Source organism: Bordetella muralis, assembly GCF_054781015.1.
Genome location: NZ_BAAGVF010000003.1, coordinates 269884 through 286385, shown reverse-complemented (window position 1 = coordinate 286385; position 16502 = coordinate 269884). Strand labels below are relative to the sequence as shown.

The window sequence follows — 16502 nt, the reverse complement described above, 5'->3', positions numbered from 1 at the left end:
GCCATGACAGCTATGACAACCGCTACTGCGCACGGCGCATTCACCGCCCCGTCCCGTACAAGTATTGTGCGCGGCGCCATTGGCCTGACGCTCATCATTCTGGTGGGATTCGGATTTTTCTACTCGCTGGCGGGCGTCGGCATCGGTCAAGCCCTGTTCCCGCACACTGCCAACGGCAGTCTGATCGAGCGTGACGGCAAAGTGATTGGATCGGCACTGGTGGCACAACCGTTTGTCAGCGACAAGTATTTCCACCCTCGCCCGTCGGCCAGCAATTACGACCCCACAGCGCTGGCGGGCAGCAATCAGGCGCGCACCAACCCAGACCTGCGTAAACGCCTGGAAGACAGTCGCGCCGCTATCGCACAACGCGAAGGCGTAGCCCCGCTCGCGGTGCCGGGCGATCTGTTCACGCAATCCGGCGCAGGCATCGATCCGCATATCACTGCCGCGAGCGCCGCTATTCAGGTGGATCGCATCGCCCGCGCCCGTGGGATGCCGCGCGACGTGGTCGCCAATCTGCTGGCGCGGTACACCGAGCCAAAGCAATGGGGCGTGTTCGGGCAGGCGCGGGTCAATGTCCTGCAATTGAATCTGGCATTGGATGGGTTATAGACGCACCCATTGCGTTAGCGAGACGGTACGACGCGAACGCATCCGTGCCCAGCGTGGGGCCAATTCCGCGTCGGCAATGCGCTGCTGCCATAACCACCCACTAAGTGCGAGAATAGGCCCACGACGAGACTGTGAGTGCCCCGTGATCCATGAGCGCCAAACAGACTGAACAAGCCAACGCCCTGCTGGGCGAACTCAACCGCCAGGCGGCTGGCCGGTTAACCGTGTTTTTGGGCGCAGCGCCAGGTGTCGGTAAAACCTACGCCATGCTGACGCGCGCACACGAACTGCATCGCCAGGGCGCGGACATCGTCATCGGGATTGTCGAAACGCATGGCCGCAGCGAAACCCAGGCGCTCGTCGCAGGACTGCCGATACAGCCGCGAAAACTGCTGGACTACCAAGGCCGGCAACTGGAGGAAATGGATCTGGACGGGCTCCTGGCCCGCAAGCCCGCCATTACCCTCGTGGATGAACTGGCCCATCGCAATGTCCCCGGCAGCCGTCACGAAAGGCGCTGGCAAGACGTCGTGGAGCTGCTCGACGCTGGCATCGACGTGTACACCACCGTCAACATCCAGCACCTGGAAAGCTTGAACGATGTGGTGCACCAGATCACCGGCATTCGCGTCAGCGAGACCGTTCCCGATGCGGTTTTCGAGCATCTGCGCGACATTCGTCTCGTCGACCTGCCGGCGCGCGAACTGATCGAACGGCTGAATCAAGGCAAGGTGTATTTACCCGAGCAAGCCGCCCGCGCCTTGCAAGCCTTCTTTTCCCCGTCCAACCTCACCGCGCTGCGCGAGCTGGCGATGCAGACCGTGGCTGCGCACGTTGATACCGATCTGCGTGAAACGCGTGCGGCCCGCGGCCTGGGGACACTGGCCATCCAGCATCATGTGCTGATAGCCATCGATGGCAAAGGGCAATCGGAATATCTGGTGCGAGCTGGCGCCCGCATTGCCGAACGCCGCGGCGCGCCATGGTCGGTCGTCACGGTAGAGACCGGCACGGCAGCCGATGCGACATTGCCCGCCAAACGCCGCGACGAATCGCTGGAAACGACATCGAGAACGGCCGCCCGTTCAGAACAACAACGTCTGCTGGAAATCGACAAAGCCTTTGCGCTGGCACGTACGCTGGGAGGAGAAGCCGAGATCCTTCACAACAGCGACATCATCCAGGCCTTGCTGGACGCAGCTGCCGCACGTGGAGCCAGATCGATCGTGATCGGGCGTACCCGCGAACGTCCTATGGCACGGATTTTCAATCGAACACTGACGCAACAGCTCCTGCAACGGGGCGTCCGTTACGAACTGACCATCATCAGTACGCCACACGCAAAACAAAAGTCGTTCGGGAGGTCCCGCATCAACAGTAAAGGCCTGTTGTGGCGAGAGTCGCTCCTTGCTGTACTGACCAGTATAGGAGCCATAGGCGTCGCGACACTGGCAGAGCGTTTCCTGGGTTTGCAGGATTTGTCTTTGGTGTTTCTCGTTGCCGTGATCTGGGTCGCATCACGCACGCGCATGGTGCCTGCGGTCATCACTGCGCTGCTCTGCTTTCTGGCTTACGATTTTTTCTTTATCGAACCTCGATTCACGCTGTTGATCGGCGCGCATCGCGGTGTGGCGACCGTCATGCTGTTCCTCGCCGCCGCGCTCATTGCGGGCCGTCTGGCATCCCGACTGAGGGCTCAGGTTATCGCACTGCGCGCCGCCAACATCCACGCCACGGCCATGCAAATGCTGGGGCGCCGGCTCACCAAAGCAGCCGATCTCGGAGAAGTAATCACCGCAGGCACGACGGCGCTGCAATCAACATTACGAGCCGAGACATGGATGCACATCAACGGCGAGACAGGCCCGGCCTCCCCCGCCGGTCAACTAACGGAAAAGGACATGATCGCCGCCGATTGGACGCGGCAACATGGGCAGCCTAGCGGCCGCTATACCGATACGCTGAGCCACTGCCCATGGTGGTTTCTGCCGATACGCTCCGACCAGGGAACGTTCGGCGTTGTGGGCCTGAAATTTCCCTCGGATGAGAAGCGCCTTTCTTTCGAACAACGCAGACTCGCCGAAAGCATGGTGGAAGACATCGGCCAGGCAGCGCTACGTACCAATCTGGTATCCGCGCTGGAGTCGGCGCGCGTTACCGGAGAAACCGAGCGGTTGCGATCGGCCCTGTTATCGTCGGTGTCACACGATCTGAGATCCCCCCTGTCGTCCATGATAGGCGCCGCAGACAGCCTGATGCGCTATGGCAGCAATATGGATCAGAACGATCAAAAGGCCTTGCTCGAAACCATACAGATGGAAGGCGAACGCCTGGATCGTTATATCCAGAACCTGCTCGACATGACCCGATTGGGACACCAGGGCCTGAGCCTGAAACGAGACTGGATCGGCATTGACGAACTGGTGGGTTCAGCCTGTCAGCGTTTACAACGATATAGCCCGGCAGTACGCATCGACCACGACATCCCGTCCGATTTACCGCCTATCCACGTCCACCCGGCACTTGTTGAACAAGCCTTATTTAATGTCATGGAGAATGCGGCCAAATTTTCTCCTCCCGGAGAACCTATACGGGTTCACGCCCAACGCCTGGATTCTGATCATGTGCAGATCGACATCTCTGATCGGGGTCCAGGCATTCCGGAAGCAGAGCGAAAATCCATTTTCGACATGTTTTATAGCGTCGAGCGCGGTGATCGAGGCAAACAGGGAACGGGCTTGGGGTTGACGATCGTTCAGGGTATCGTAGGCGCACACATGGGCAGCGTTCAGGCCCTGCCGGGTCCGCAACATCGCGGCACAACGATCCGATTGATCTTGCCTTGGGGCGAGCCCCCTGGCCAGGAAGCCAAAGAAAATGCAACAACCTCATGAAGGGAACACAGGTGCATCTCCCGCCCGCATTCTCGTCATCGACGATGAGCCGCAAATTCGCAAGTTTGTCGATATCAGTCTGCGGGCCCAGGGCTACCAGACATTATTGGCAGGCACTGGCCATGAGGGATTGACCTTGCTGGCCAGCAAAGGCGCAGACCTCGTTGTTCTAGACCTGGGCCTGCCCGATATGGATGGCAGCGAGGTACTCAGAGACCTGCGCCAATGGTCCAAAGTCCCCGTCATCGTGCTGACAGTACGATCCAGCGAAGACCAGAAAGTCTCCCTGCTGGATGCGGGCGCCAACGACTACGTCACCAAGCCCTTTGGCGTCGAAGAACTGATGGCTCGCATTCGCGCATTTCTGCGCATGGCGGGAGCAAACACCGATGACAGCACGATCTACGACGATGACCATCTGCACATCGACTGGGCCCGACGGGAAGTCCTTCTCGACGGGCAGAGCATCACCCTCACACGCAAGGAATTTTCACTCCTGTCGCTGCTCGCCCAACAACCAGGGCGACTGATTACCCAGCCCCAGATCCTGCGAGAAATATGGGGCCCGACGCACACCGAAGACACCCATTACCTGCGCATCCTCGTCGGCAAACTCCGGCACAAGCTCGGCGACAACGCACTGGCCCCCCGCTACATCGTCACCGAGCCGGGCGTGGGCCTGAGATTCATCGATCAGCAAAAGACATAACGGCATATCGGCCGCAAGGCCAATAACAAAAAAGCCACGCATCCAAAGACACGTGGCTTTTCCTCATCACCAGCACCGCCCCGCAAAGAGGCGGCGCCGCATGACGAATTAACGCTTGTCCATCGACGGCACGTCGCGCGTGACCGAACCGGTGAACAGCTGACGCGGACGGCCGATCTTGTAATCGGGATCCGACAACATTTCGTTCCACTGAGCGATCCAGCCCACCGTACGAGCCAACGCAAAGATGGCCGTGAACAGCGAGGTCGGAATGCCGATGGCGCGTTGCACGATACCCGAGTAGAAGTCCACGTTCGGGTAGAGTTTGCGCTGCACGAAGTAGTCGTCTTCCAGAGCGATACGCTCGAGTTCCATGGCCAGCTTGAACAGCGGATCGTTTTCCAGACCCAACGACTGCAGCACCTCTTTGCAAGTTTCTTGCATCAGCTTGGCGCGCGGATCGTAGTTCTTGTAGACGCGGTGGCCAAAGCCCATCAGGCGCACGCCCGAGTTCTTGTCCTTGACCTTTTCCATGAACTCGCCGACCTTGGCCACGCCGCCGTTGGCTTGCAATTCCTCTAGCATTTGCAGGCAAGCTTCGTTGGCGCCGCCGTGAGCCGGGCCCCACAAGCAAGCCACGCCAGCGGAGATCGCAGCGAACGGGTTGGTGCCCGACGAGCCGCACAGACGCACGGTCGAGGTCGACGCGTTTTGCTCGTGGTCAGCGTGCAGGATGAAGATACGATCCAGCGCGCGCTCGACGACTTCGTTGACCTTGTACTCTTCGCACGGCGTAGCGAACATCATGCGCAGGAAATTGCCGGTGTACGACAGATCGTTCTGCGGGTAGATGAACGGTTGGCCGACCGAGTATTTGTACGCCATCGCGACCAGCGTCGGCATTTTGGCGATCAAACGGATGGCCGAAATGTGACGGTGCTGGGGATTCGTGATGTCGGTCGAGTCATGGTAGAACGCCGACAGCGCGCCCACCAGGCCGGTCAACACAGCCATCGGGTGAGCGTCGCGACGGAAGCCGCGCAGGAAGAAATGCAGCTGTTCATTCACCAGGGTGTGGTTCGTGACCTGCGAATCAAAGTCGGTTTTTTGATCTTGGTTGGGCAGCTCGCCGTTCAGGATCAGATAGCAAATGTCGAGGAAATCGCAATTCACCGCCAACTGTTCGATGGGATACCCGCGATACAGCAATTCGCCCTTGTCACCGTCGATATAGGTGATACCGGACTCGCACGCCGCCGTCGACATAAAGCCGGGGTCGAACGTGAACATGCCCGTTTGGCCGTACAGCTTGCGGATGTCGATGACGTCCGGGCCAACCGTGCCCTTGTAGACAGGGAACTCGATCGGCGCGGCGCCGTCCGAGAACGATAGAGTGGCTTTTTTGTCAGACAGATTCATCGCTAATTTCCTCACAATTAATCAAAGCTCACGCATCTTTGCGACGATGGTGCGTAATCTCGGTGTGTCCAGGGCTCCTTCGAGCTCTTTGCGCGCCAGCAGCAGATCGAGCAGGTCGTTGTCTCCCATCTCGAACAGCTGCGTCAATGCACCGACATCCTCGTCCGTGAGCTGCGTTTCGTACGCATCCAGATAACGGGTAATGATCAAGTCATTTTCGAGCAGCCCACGGCGTGCCCGCCACCGCAGGCGTGCCCGTTCAAGTTCAGTCAGGATGCTCATATCGATCTCTATACCGTGTTAACTAGACCGTGCGGCGAACCATCAGTTCCTTGATCTTGCCGATCGCCTTGGTCGGGTTCAGACCCTTGGGACAGACATCGACACAGTTCATGATGGTGTGGCAACGGAACAGGCGGTACGGATCCTCGAGGTTGTCCAGACGAGCGCCCGTGGCTTCGTCGCGGCTGTCCGCAATGAAGCGGTAGGCTTGCAACAGGCCGGCCGGGCCGACGAACTTGTCGGGGTTCCACCAGAACGACGGGCAGGACGTCGAGCAGCAAGCACACAGAATGCACTCGTACAGGCCGTCGAGCTCTTCGCGCGCCTCGGGCGACTGCAGGCGCTCGCGCTCGGGCGGCGGCGTATCGTTGATCAGATACGGGCGCACCGAGTGGTACTGATTGAAAAAGTGCGTCATGTCCACAATCAGATCGCGGATCACGGGCAGACCTGGCAGCGGCTTCAGAACGATGGGCTCTTTGAGCTCGCGCAGGTTGGTCGTGCAAGCCAAGCCGTTCTTGCCATTGATGTTCATGGCGTCGGAACCGCACACGCCTTCGCGGCACGAGCGGCGCAGCGACAAGCTGTCATCTACGTCGTTCTTGATGCGCACGAGCGCGTCGAGCAGCATCTTGTCAGTGGGCTGGAGTTCGACGTCCAGCTTTTGCATGTACGGGCGCTCGTCCTTGTCCGGATCGTAGCGGTAGATCTCGAATTTCACGATTCTTTTGGTGCTCATCACAGCATCCTGCTTAGAAAGTACGCGCTTTGGGCGGGAAGGACTCGACGGTCATGGGCTTCATCTGGACCGGTTTGTAGTCCAGACGGCTACCCTCGGAATACCAGAGGGTGTGCTTGAGCCAGTTTTCGTCATCGCGAGTGGGATGGTCGTCCAACGCATGCGCGCCACGGCTTTCGGTGCGATTGGCAGCCGATTTGATGGTCGCACGTGCTACTTCGGTCATGTTGGCGAGCTCGAGTGCCTCGACGCGAGCCATGTTGAAGACCTTGGACTTGTCCTTGAAGTAGATGTGCTCGGCTTGCTTGGCCAGGTCTTCGATTTGACCCACGCCTTCGTTGAGCAATTCCAGCGTGCGGAACACGCCGCAGTGACGCTGCATCGACATGCGGATGGCGTTGGCGACGTCTTGCGTTTTTTCGCCGGAGGTACGCGACTCGAGCTTGGCCAGGCGATCCATCGAGAAATCGACGGCTTCTTTCGGCACCGGCTGGTGCGCATGCTGACGCTCGGGGTGCGAATTCACAATGTGATTGCCCGTGGCGCGGCCGAACACGATCAGGTCGAGCAGCGAGTTCGTACCCAGGCGGTTGGCGCCGTGCACCGACACGGCAGCGCATTCACCGATGGCGTACAGGCCGTTGATGACCTTGTTTTCGCCATTGACGCGGCTCAGCACCTGGCCATGGTAGTTGGCCGGAATACCGCCCATCTGATAGTGGATGGTCGGCACGACGGGGATCGGTTCTTTGATCGGATCGACGTTGCCGAACTTGATCGCGATTTCGCGAATCGAGGGCAGACGCTTGTTGATGACGTCGGCGCCGAGGTGATCGAGCTTGAGCACCACATAGCTGCCATCGGGACCGCAACCACGGCCTTCTTTGATTTCCTGGTCCATCGAACGCGACACGAAGTCACGCGGGGCCAAGTCTTTCAGCGTGGGCGCGTAGCGCTCCATGAAGCGCTCGCCATCCTTGTTCAAGAGGATGCCGCCCTCGCCGCGTACACCTTCGGTAATCAGCACGCCCGCGCCAGCCACGCCGGTCGGGTGGAATTGCCAGAATTCCATGTCTTGCAGCGGGATGCCGGCACGAGCCGCCATGCCCAGGCCGTCGCCGGTGTTGATGAAGGCATTGGTGGAAGCCGCCCAGATACGGCCGGCGCCGCCGGTGGCCAACACCGTGGTCTTGGCTTCGAGAATGTAGACCTCGCCCGTTTCCATCTCGAGCGCGGTCACGCCGACCACGTCGCCAGCCTCGTTACGCAGCAGGTCCAGCGCCATCCATTCGACGAAGAACTGCGTACGAGCCGCGACGTTGCGCTGATACAGCGTGTGCAACAGGGCATGGCCGGTACGGTCGGCAGCAGCACAGGCGCGCTGCACAGGTTTTTCACCAAAATTCGCAGTGTGTCCACCGAATGGACGTTGGTAGATCGTACCGTCGGCATTACGGTCAAACGGCATGCCGAAATGCTCGAGTTCGTAGACCGCGTTGGGGGCTTCGCGGCACATGAATTCGATGGCATCCTGGTCACCCAGCCAGTCCGAACCCTTGACGGTGTCGTACATGTGCCAGTACCAGTTGTCTTCGCTCATGTTGCCCAGTGAGGCGCTCACGCCGCCTTGGGCCGCCACGGTGTGCGAACGGGTCGGGAATACTTTGGACAGAACGGCTACGGATAGACCAGCCTGGGCCAGTTGCAGCGAACAACGCATGCCGGCTCCGCCGGCGCCGACGACCACCACATCAAATTGGCGGCGTGGCAGGGAATTCATGACAGAGACCACGGCTTAGATACTCCAGAGGATTTTCGCGAAATAGACGACCGAGGCAACCAGCCAGAGGATCGTCAGCACTTGCAGCAGCAGGCGCACGCCCGTGGGCTTGACGTAGTCCATCCAGATGTCGCGCACACCGATCCAGGCGTGCCAGGCCAACGCAAAGAAGAACAGGCTGGCCAGCATCTGACCAGCCGGAATCGGGCCTGCGTGAAAGGTGAACAGGGCCTTCCAGTTTTCGTAGGAGAACGACGGCATCACCAGGAAACCGACGATCAATACCAGGGTGTACACGGCCATGATGACGGCCGTGATGCGTTGTGCGATGAAATCGATGACGCCGTAGTGGGCTCCCACAACCAGGCGTTTGGGGCCGTAGTTTTTGGTATCAGCCATTACAGAACTCCGAACAATTTGAGAGCGAAGACCAGCGTCAGCGCCAGGCTGACACCGAAAGCCACACCAGCGCTTTTCTGTGCCGACACTTTATCCAGACCGATGTGCAGGTCCAGGACCAAGTAGCGGATACCGGCACAGAAATGGTGCAGATAGCCCCACACCAGCACCAGGAACACCAGCTTCACCAAAGGTTTGCCGGCGTATTCTGCGATCTGGGCGTAGCTTTCAGGCGAGGCCACGCTGGCCGCGAAGAGCGGCAGAATGACCAAGGGAAGACAGACAAACAGCAGCGCGCCGCTGACGCGGTGCAAGATGGACAGTTTTCCTGCCAGGGGCAGGCGGTATTTGGCGATTTGTGCAATGCCAATATTGCGAAACTGCGGACGTGGCTTGGCAGCGGTGTCGGACATGACGGCCTCGGTGTTACGGTGCTAGGGATTCGTGACAACGAAATTTGGAGTTGCCCTTGCGGGCAAACACGCTATTTTCGCCTAGAGAACGGTTGGTATCAAATGGTGGGAAAAAAGCTCATCAATTCAAACTATTGCGGTAATGGTAGTGATCAGTCAGGTACAGACCGCGGCGGATTTCCACCGGCCGGTCTCCGTAGGTATATGACAGGCGGTCGACTTGTAACAACGGCGTGCCGGACTCGACGCCCAGCAAGCCCGCAATTTCAGCCGGCGCCGCGACGGCGCGTAATTTTTCATCGGCACGCACCATGCTGACCCCGAACTCGGTTTCAAACAGACCGTAGAGCGGGGCCTTGTTTGCTGTCAGCAGCTCCAGGGTCAGGCCGCGGAATACCGAGCCTGGCAACCAGATGTCGTCGATGACGGTGGGACGGTGGTTCATGGACAATTGACGGCGAATCATCACGACGGTCTCGCCGGCGCGTAACTCGAGCGCGCGGGCAACCTCGGCGGGCGCACGCAGGCGGCGGCATTCGAGAATGGAGCTCTCGGCCCGGCCGCCCTCGCCTTCCTCGTCGGCAGCGAGCCGCAAAAAGCGATAGCGCACGCGCGCCTCGTGATGGGTCGCGACAAAGGTGCCTTTGCCTTGGCGACGTAATAGGAGATGTTCGGCAGCCAGTTCGTCAACGGCCTTGCGTACCGTGCCCTGACTGACCTGAAAGCGCGAAGCCAGATCGATTTCACTGGGGATCAACTCGCCGGGCTTCCATTCGCCGCGCTCGAGGCTCTGAACCAGTAGTTCTTTGATCTGACGGTATAGCGGACTGAAAGCGGCCCCCTCACTCGCCGGACGAGCGGTGCGATGTCGTAGCGGAGGTTCGGGCCTAGGGTCTGCCATAGTGGTGTTATCAGCTTTGTTTGGCGGTCTGCTGAGCTCTGTAAAGGCAGAATCAACGTGCCGGGCAAACGCAGTATTGTGGCATAACAGGCGCAGCACTGTCCAACGTCTTATGTCTTATATAAGATATAAGAGCAATTGACGCAAACGTAAATTCGATCTAGGATTTGCAGTTACCCGAGACATAGATGGCGACGCACGCAGCGGCGCCCAGCGATTACACTGATTGCGAGATTTTTTCTCGTCGAACTCATCACGGAGAACGTTCATGTCCAAGCCCGCCTTGCGTGTCGCCGTTACCGGCGCCGCCGGCCAAATCGGCTACGCCCTGCTATTTCGCATCGCCTCGGGCGAAATGCTGGGAAAAGACCAACCGGTCATTCTGCAACTGCTGGAAATCCCTGACGAAAAAGCGCAAAAGGCCCTGAAGGGCGTCATCATGGAACTGGATGACTGCGCCTTCCCGTTGCTGCAGGAAATCACCGCTCACAGCGATCCCCGCACCGCATTCAAAGACGCTGATGTGGCCCTGCTGGTCGGCGCCCGCCCGCGCGGCCCCGGCATGGAGCGCAAAGACCTGCTGAGCGTCAACGCGCAGATCTTCACGGCACAGGGCAAGGCCCTGAACGACGTCGCCAGCCGCAACGTCAAGGTCCTGGTCGTGGGCAACCCGGCCAACACCAACGCCTACATCGCCATGAAGTCCGCGCCGGACCTGCCCGCAAAGAACTTCACCGCCATGCTGCGCCTGGACCACAATCGCGCCCTGTCGCAACTGGCCGCCAAGTCGGGCAAGGCCGTCGCCGACATCGAAAAACTGGTCGTGTGGGGCAACCATTCGCCCACCATGTACCCGGACTTCCGCTTTGCCACCGTTGGCGGCGAAAGCCTGGCCAAGCTGATCAATGACGACGCTTGGAACCGTGACACCTTCATCCCCACCGTGGGCAAGCGCGGCGCTGCCATCATCGATGCGCGCGGCCTGTCGTCGGCAGCATCGGCTGCCAACGCCGCCATCGATCACGTGCGTGACTGGGTGCTGGGCAGCAACGGCAAATGGGTCACCATGGGCGTTCCGTCCGACGGTTCCTATGGCATCCCCGAAGGCATCATCTACGGTGTGCCGGTCACGACCGAAAACGGCGAATACAAGCGTGTCGAAGGCCTGGAAATCGACGCCTTCTCGCGCGAACGTATGGACTTCACGCTGAAAGAGCTGCTCGAAGAGCGCGACGGCGTGAAAGACTTGCTGAAGTAATTCGCAAGCTGCCAGGCCGCAGGCCTGGCGGGCGGCGCGGCGACACTGCCGCGCCGCAATAAATCTGTTGCTTCTCCGTCCACGCAGTGGTCATTCGTCCGAAAAGTGACTTCTCTCACCAGAAGCCATCTGCAACGGTCGTACAAAAAGACCCGCCGAAACGCCCGCTCAGGCCGCGATGCAGCCTGGCACGAGGAAACAGATTTATTGCGCAGCCCATTGCTGCTCATTTGATCCGTATGCGGTATGCGCCGCCGGCCTTTCATTGGCATCGGACCACGGACGGCGTTTCTGCACCATCAATCAGGCCCTGGCGCCAGACTGAGCGCCCAGCCATTCACGGAGACTCGCTCATGACCCGTCCCACCTCTCCTGGCGCCCTCTTTCGCCAGGCGCTGGCAGAAGAAAGCCCGCTGCAAATCATCGGCGCCATCAACGCCAATCACGCATTACTGGCCAAACGTGCCGGATACCGCGCCATTTATCTGTCCGGCGGCGGCGTTGCTGCAGGGTCGCTCGGCCTACCCGATCTGGGCATCAACACGCTGGACGACGTGCTGACAGATGTACGACGCATCACCGATGTGTGTGACGTGCCATTGCTGGTCGACATCGACACGGGCTTCGGTCCGTCCGCATTCAACATTGCCCGCACCGTCAAGAGCCTGATCAAATTCGGCGCCGCGGCCTGCCACATCGAAGACCAGGTCGGCGCCAAACGCTGCGGCCATCGTCCCGGCAAGGAAATCGTCAGTACCGAAGAAATGGCTGATCGCGTCAAGGCCGCTGCCGACGCTCGCACGGATTCGGATTTTTATCTGATCGCCCGCACCGATGCGATCGCCTCGCACGGCGTAGACGCAGCGATCGAACGCGCATTGGCATGTGTCGAAGCAGGCGCTGACGCCATCTTTGCCGAAGCCGCCTACGATCTGCCGACCTATGACCGATTCGTCAAAGCCGTCAACGTACCGGTGTTGGCCAACATCACCGAGTTCGGCAAGACGCCGTTGTTCACTGTCGAAGAACTCGCCAGTGTCAATGTGGCCATGGTGCTGTATCCCTTGTCCGCCTTCCGCGCCATGAACAAGGCTGCTGAAAACGTGTACCAGGCGATCCGCCGTGACGGCCACCAAAAGAACGTGCTGGATACGATGCAGACGCGCGACGAGCTGTACGATCGCATCGGTTACCACGCATTCGAATCGCAATTGGACGCATTGTTCCAGCAAGGCAAGAACAAGTAATTCCCGTGCTGGCCGGCCCGGATTTCCCACCGGCCAGTACTGCAAGTTCTACTTTCGCCCCATTTGACGCCAACAAAGGAAGGAGTCAGAGACATGAGCACATCGAAGAAACAAGCCGCTGCGGCCGAGGCCACCAAAACGGGGGCCCCGACAGAAGAAAAAGCGGGCTTCAAGCCTAAAAAATCCGTGGCGCTGTCGGGAGTCGTGGCCGGTAACACGGCGCTGTGTACCGTCGGCCGCACGGGCAACGATTTGCACTATCGCGGCTACGACATCCTGGATTTTGCCGGCGAGGCCGAGTTCGAAGAAATCGCGCATTTGCTGGTGCATGGCAAGCTGCCGAACAAGGCTGAGCTGAAAGCCTATAAGGAAAAACTGCGTGCGCTGCGTGGCCTGCCAGTGCAACTGCAAAACGTGCTGGAAAGCCTGCCCGCCGCCAGCCATCCGATGGATGTGATGCGTACCGCCGTATCGGTGCTGGGCTGCGTATTGCCTGAAAAGGACGATCACAATATCCCCGATGCACGCGATATTGCCGATCGCTTGATGGCTAACCTGGGGTCCTCGTTGCTGTACTGGTATCACTACAGCCACAACGGCCGCGTCATCGATGTGCAAACGGATGATGACAGCATCGGCGGTCATTTCCTGCATCTGCTGCATGGCAAGAAGCCGTCCGACGAATGGGTCCGTGCCATGCATACGTCGCTGATCCTGTACGCCGAGCATGAGTTCAATGCCTCGACGTTCACCAGCCGCGTCATTGCGGGCACCGGATCGGACATCTATTCGGCGATCACCGGCGGGATCGGCGCGCTGCGTGGCCCGAAACACGGCGGCGCCAATGAGGTGGCTTTCGAAATCCAGAAACGCTATGACACCCCGGACGAAGCAGAGGCCGACATCCGCCGCCGCGTCGAAGCCAAGGAAGTCGTCATCGGTTTTGGCCACCCTGTCTATACGGTTTCGGATCCACGCAACAAGGTCATCAAAGAAGTCGCGCACAAGCTTTCCAAGAAAGCCGGCAGCACCAAGATGTTCGACATCGCCGAGCGTCTGGAAACGGTGATGTGGGAAGTCAAAAAGATGTTCCCGAACCTGGACTGGTTCTCGGCCGTCAGCTATCACATGATGGGCGTGCCTACGGCGATGTTTACGCCGCTGTTCGTGATTGCGCGTACGGCGGGATGGTCGGCTCACATCATTGAACAGCGGGTCGATAACAAGATCATTCGTCCTACGGCTAACTATGTCGGGCCGGATGATCTGAAGTATGTGCCGTTGGAAAAGCGGAAGTAAGCCTTTTAGTTTGATACCGCGAGTTTTTTAGACGAGGTATTGCTCGCGGATCAATGAGTTCTTTAGACGCCGGAGGGCGTCGCGCAATAGCCCCACCGGGCCTATCGCACGGGTTCGGCCCATTAGCAGGGGCCGAAGTCCCCTACGGGGACTGCCCCGTGCTCTACGGCCCGGTGGGGCTATTGCGCGACGCCCTCCGGCTTGCAGTGTCTCTTATTGACGAGGGCGATGTGCCTTAATTTGGGTTTGAATGAGCTCAGGCGTACTGGGCTTGGCCGTGGCCGAAGGACCAGTTTTCTTTGACGACTTCGACCAGGTTGATGAATACGTCCTCGGGACGGATGCCTGGATCCTCGCCGAGTAATTGCACGAGCCGTTGGAATAACGCTTTTTTCTGGTCCAGGTCTCGCGTATTGTTGGCCGTCATCTGGATGTAGACCAGGTCGTCGCTACGGGCGATATTCATGTACGAGGGGCTGTAGCGAAAATTCGCCGCCTCGTGCTCGGTCAGGATCATGAACTGATCGTCTTCAGGGACGTTGAACGTCTCTCGCAATGCGCGATACACATTGTCGAAAATCGCCTGCCGATAAGCTTCTGGCTTTCCCGCGCGCAATGAAACATGAACGAATGGCATAGCAGTGCTCCTGGTAATGGACGCACTCATCTTATCTATTCTGATAAGCTATTTATACTTATTTCATTAATAAATATTTGAAATGATAGCTACCTCCTTGGACCTGGATGCCGTACGAGCATTCGTGCAAATCGTCGAGCTGGGCAGCTTCACGCGTGCCGCTGAAGCACTGCAGATAACGCAGGCCGCAGTCAGCCTGAAACTCAAGCGGCTGGAGGACAGAGTGGGATTCCGGCTGGTGGAGCGCACGCCCCGGTATGTAGAGCTGTCTGCACAAGGCAATGCGTTCTTGGAGCATGCACGCGCATTGCTGGACACGCACGATCGCGCGCTATCGGTTTTTTCCGGAACCCGGCAACGTCTGACTATCGGAATCAGCGACCATGTTGCCGGGCCGGAGCTGCCTACCTTGATCTCGCGCATGAACGCGCAAGACCCCGACCTGGTGATCGAAATTCGCATCGGCTCATCCGGTGATTTGATTCAGCGGTACGAACGGCGAGAGTTCGATACCGTGATCGTCCGGCAGCATCTGGGACGCGCCGACGGGCAGATGCTCGCAGAAGAAACACTAGGTTGGTTTGCAGCGCCGGGCTGGCAGCCGCGAGCAAATGAGCCGTTGCCGCTGGCCACCCTGGCCGAGCCGTGCGGCGTAAGAGCGCTAGCCGGCAAGCTGCTGGATGAAGCCGCTGTGCCCTGGACCGAAGTGTTTGTTGGCGGTGGCGTAGCAGCCGTCGCCGCCGCGGTCATGGCGGGATTGGGCATCGCGGCATTGGCCCCCCGGATGTTGCCTTTCGGCGCCGTCGATATAGGCGCCAAGCTGGGCCTGCCCGCACTGCCCCGCCTGCCGATCTTGTTGCATACCCGAGTCAAATCGCAGCGCGCGACCGATACGCTGATTGCGCTATCCGCAGCATTCAGAGCCGCCGCGCGAGGCTAAGCGGTCGCGAGCTTATTTCAAGCGTATTCCCAACTCTTTAATGAGAGGCGCCATCTCGGCACGATCCGTTTTGATCGTTGACGCGAGTACTTCTGGCGTGCTGCCGATAGGGATCATGCCGAGTGTTTGCATTTGCGCTTTCATCGCGGGCTCTTGCAGGATTGTCGCGACCGCGTGTTGAATTACGGTAACGCGTTCAGCAGGAATACCCGCTGGCGCCATCAGCCCGATCCAGGGTTGCGGCGCATAGCCGCTCATGCCGGATTCTTGCAACGTCGGCGTATCAGGCATACCGGCAAAACGCTGCGGACTAGTGATGGCCAAACCACGCAATCTCCCACTGTCCACTAAACCTTTGGCGCTCGAAGGGGCATCCAACGCCACATCCAGCTGCCCGCCGATCAAGTCATTGAGTGTGGTACTGGATGAGGAGGATGGCGCATAAAGTGCTTTGATACCGGCTTTGCGCGCAGTTTGCTCCCATACCAAATGAAAGGCAGTGCCGATAGAAAACGAGCCCACATTGAGTTCGCGTTTTTTGCTCTCACGGACGAAATCGTCCCACGTTTTTAATGGACTGTCGGCAGCGACGACAAAAAGAAAAGGCGTGCGCGCTACCAACGAGATAGGCTGCAGGTCGTTGATGGGATCGAAATCGTCAACCGCAAAGGGAACGATAGTGATGGCCGATGCCACCACCATGCCCAGGGTATAACCGTCGGGCGGCGCCTTTAGTAGCGCACCTGTGCTGATGATGCCCGATGCCCCCGGACGATTTTCAACAATGACGGGTTGCTTCCATGTCTCAGACAACCTGGTCGCCAACACCCGCAGCATGACGTCTACTGGGCCGCCCGCCGGGTTGGACACGATGATACGTACAGGACGATCAGGATATTCCGCATGGGCTGCGTTCGCGAACAGCACGGCAGCCAACATGACTAAGATACGTCGCAACATGAGTTCCCCT

General features: G+C 59.1%; 16 protein-coding genes. 7 read left to right on the top strand and 9 right to left on the bottom strand.

Annotation, left to right across the window (positions count from 1 at the left end):
- Positions 1-3 precede the first annotated feature (3 nt).
- The 3 genes from kdpC to ACYVIT_RS06465 all read left to right on the top strand — a co-directional run bounded on the left by kdpC (position 4) and on the right by ACYVIT_RS06465 (position 4218).
- The gene (gene kdpC, locus ACYVIT_RS06475) at positions 4-615 is read left to right on the top strand and encodes a potassium-transporting ATPase subunit KdpC (protein ID WP_415806290.1); all 612 of its coding nucleotides are present in this window, start codon (positions 4-6) and stop codon (positions 613-615) included.
- 149 nt (positions 616-764) lie between these two features.
- On the top strand, positions 765-3509 hold the full coding sequence (locus ACYVIT_RS06470; RefSeq protein ID WP_415806289.1) for an ATP-binding protein: 2745 nt from the start codon (positions 765-767) through the stop codon (positions 3507-3509).
- The gene (locus ACYVIT_RS06465; protein ID WP_415806288.1) at positions 3493-4218 is read left to right on the top strand and encodes a response regulator; all 726 of its coding nucleotides are present in this window, start codon (positions 3493-3495) and stop codon (positions 4216-4218) included. Before ACYVIT_RS06470 ends, ACYVIT_RS06465 begins: the two co-directional genes overlap by 17 nt.
- A 108-nt stretch (positions 4219-4326) precedes the next feature.
- Here ACYVIT_RS06465 and ACYVIT_RS06460 read toward each other — a convergent pair whose 3' ends face one another.
- From ACYVIT_RS06460 to ACYVIT_RS06430, 7 genes are all read right to left on the bottom strand, one after another.
- Complete coding sequence (locus tag ACYVIT_RS06460) at positions 4327-5637, bottom strand: citrate synthase (RefSeq protein WP_415806287.1); 1311 nt, start codon at positions 5635-5637, stop codon at positions 4327-4329.
- Between the two features lie 21 nt (positions 5638-5658).
- The gene (locus ACYVIT_RS06455; protein ID WP_415806286.1) at positions 5659-5919 is read right to left on the bottom strand and encodes a succinate dehydrogenase assembly factor 2; all 261 of its coding nucleotides are present in this window, start codon (positions 5917-5919) and stop codon (positions 5659-5661) included.
- Between the two features lie 22 nt (positions 5920-5941).
- Positions 5942-6658 carry a succinate dehydrogenase iron-sulfur subunit gene (locus ACYVIT_RS06450; RefSeq protein ID WP_415806285.1) on the bottom strand — a complete coding sequence of 239 codons (717 nt, stop codon included), beginning with the start codon at positions 6656-6658 and terminating at the stop codon, positions 5942-5944.
- Positions 6659-6671: 13 nt separating this feature from the next.
- Positions 6672-8450, bottom strand: a complete 1779-nt coding sequence (gene sdhA, locus ACYVIT_RS06445; RefSeq protein WP_415806284.1) for a succinate dehydrogenase flavoprotein subunit — start codon at positions 8448-8450, stop codon at positions 6672-6674.
- Positions 8451-8453: 3 nt separating this feature from the next.
- Positions 8454-8837 carry a succinate dehydrogenase, hydrophobic membrane anchor protein gene (gene sdhD / locus ACYVIT_RS06440; RefSeq protein ID WP_094820306.1) on the bottom strand — a complete coding sequence of 128 codons (384 nt, stop codon included), beginning with the start codon at positions 8835-8837 and terminating at the stop codon, positions 8454-8456.
- Positions 8837-9250: a succinate dehydrogenase, cytochrome b556 subunit gene (gene sdhC / locus ACYVIT_RS06435; RefSeq protein WP_415806283.1), complete on the bottom strand. Its 414-nt coding sequence runs from the start codon at positions 9248-9250 to the stop codon at positions 8837-8839. The genes sdhD and sdhC overlap by 1 nt, the downstream gene beginning before the upstream one ends.
- A gap of 121 nt (positions 9251-9371) precedes the next feature.
- Complete coding sequence (locus ACYVIT_RS06430; RefSeq protein ID WP_415806282.1) at positions 9372-10151, bottom strand: GntR family transcriptional regulator; 780 nt, start codon at positions 10149-10151, stop codon at positions 9372-9374.
- A gap of 268 nt (positions 10152-10419) precedes the next feature.
- Here ACYVIT_RS06430 and ACYVIT_RS06425 point away from each other — a divergent pair, with 268 nt between their 5' ends.
- From ACYVIT_RS06425 to prpC, 3 genes are all read left to right on the top strand, one after another.
- Positions 10420-11409 (top strand): malate dehydrogenase, encoded by a 990-nt coding sequence (locus ACYVIT_RS06425; RefSeq protein ID WP_415806281.1) that lies wholly within the window; start codon positions 10420-10422, stop codon positions 11407-11409.
- A gap of 353 nt (positions 11410-11762) precedes the next feature.
- On the top strand, positions 11763-12656 hold the full coding sequence (prpB, locus tag ACYVIT_RS06420) for a methylisocitrate lyase (RefSeq protein WP_415806280.1): 894 nt from the start codon (positions 11763-11765) through the stop codon (positions 12654-12656).
- Positions 12657-12749: 93 nt separating this feature from the next.
- The gene (prpC, locus tag ACYVIT_RS06415) at positions 12750-13955 is read left to right on the top strand and encodes a bifunctional 2-methylcitrate synthase/citrate synthase (RefSeq protein WP_415806279.1); all 1206 of its coding nucleotides are present in this window, start codon (positions 12750-12752) and stop codon (positions 13953-13955) included.
- A 256-nt stretch (positions 13956-14211) separates the two neighbouring features.
- On the opposite strand, the gene ACYVIT_RS06410 is transcribed toward prpC, so the two are convergent.
- Positions 14212-14592, bottom strand: coding sequence for a tautomerase family protein (locus ACYVIT_RS06410; protein WP_415806278.1), 381 nt, complete (start codon positions 14590-14592; stop codon positions 14212-14214).
- An 82-nt stretch (positions 14593-14674) separates the two neighbouring features.
- Between ACYVIT_RS06410 and ACYVIT_RS06405 the strand changes: the two genes are divergently transcribed.
- Entirely contained in the window at positions 14675-15532 is an 858-nt protein-coding gene (locus tag ACYVIT_RS06405) for a LysR family transcriptional regulator (RefSeq protein WP_415806277.1), read from the top strand.
- Between the two features lie 12 nt (positions 15533-15544).
- Here the strand turns inward: ACYVIT_RS06405 and ACYVIT_RS06400 are convergent, their stop codons facing one another.
- Positions 15545-16492, bottom strand: coding sequence for a Bug family tripartite tricarboxylate transporter substrate binding protein (locus ACYVIT_RS06400; RefSeq protein WP_415806276.1), 948 nt, complete (start codon positions 16490-16492; stop codon positions 15545-15547).
- Between the last annotated feature and the right edge of the window lie 10 nt (positions 16493-16502).

Bases quoted from the DNA above. Each gene is read 5' to 3' on its own strand.
- kdpC (WP_415806290.1), top strand. From the start codon at position 4: ATGACAGCTATGACAACCGCTACTGCGCACGGCGCATTCACCGCCCCG.
- ACYVIT_RS06470 (WP_415806289.1), top strand. From the start codon at position 765: ATGAGCGCCAAACAGACTGAACAAGCCAACGCCCTGCTGGGCGAACTC.
- ACYVIT_RS06465 (WP_415806288.1), top strand. From the start codon at position 3,493: ATGCAACAACCTCATGAAGGGAACACAGGTGCATCTCCCGCCCGCATT.
- ACYVIT_RS06460 (WP_415806287.1), bottom strand. From the start codon at position 5,637: ATGAATCTGTCTGACAAAAAAGCCACTCTATCGTTCTCGGACGGCGCC.
- ACYVIT_RS06455 (WP_415806286.1), bottom strand. From the start codon at position 5,919: ATGAGCATCCTGACTGAACTTGAACGGGCACGCCTGCGGTGGCGGGCA.
- ACYVIT_RS06450 (WP_415806285.1), bottom strand. From the start codon at position 6,658: ATGAGCACCAAAAGAATCGTGAAATTCGAGATCTACCGCTACGATCCG.
- sdhD (WP_094820306.1), bottom strand. From the start codon at position 8,837: ATGGCTGATACCAAAAACTACGGCCCCAAACGCCTGGTTGTGGGAGCC.
- sdhC (WP_415806283.1), bottom strand. From the start codon at position 9,250: ATGTCCGACACCGCTGCCAAGCCACGTCCGCAGTTTCGCAATATTGGC.
- ACYVIT_RS06430 (WP_415806282.1), bottom strand. From the start codon at position 10,151: ATGGCAGACCCTAGGCCCGAACCTCCGCTACGACATCGCACCGCTCGT.
- ACYVIT_RS06425 (WP_415806281.1), top strand. From the start codon at position 10,420: ATGTCCAAGCCCGCCTTGCGTGTCGCCGTTACCGGCGCCGCCGGCCAA.
- prpB (WP_415806280.1), top strand. From the start codon at position 11,763: ATGACCCGTCCCACCTCTCCTGGCGCCCTCTTTCGCCAGGCGCTGGCA.
- prpC (WP_415806279.1), top strand. From the start codon at position 12,750: ATGAGCACATCGAAGAAACAAGCCGCTGCGGCCGAGGCCACCAAAACG.
- ACYVIT_RS06410 (WP_415806278.1), bottom strand. From the start codon at position 14,592: ATGCCATTCGTTCATGTTTCATTGCGCGCGGGAAAGCCAGAAGCTTAT.
- ACYVIT_RS06405 (WP_415806277.1), top strand. From the start codon at position 14,675: ATGATAGCTACCTCCTTGGACCTGGATGCCGTACGAGCATTCGTGCAA.
- ACYVIT_RS06400 (WP_415806276.1), bottom strand. From the start codon at position 16,492: ATGTTGCGACGTATCTTAGTCATGTTGGCTGCCGTGCTGTTCGCGAAC.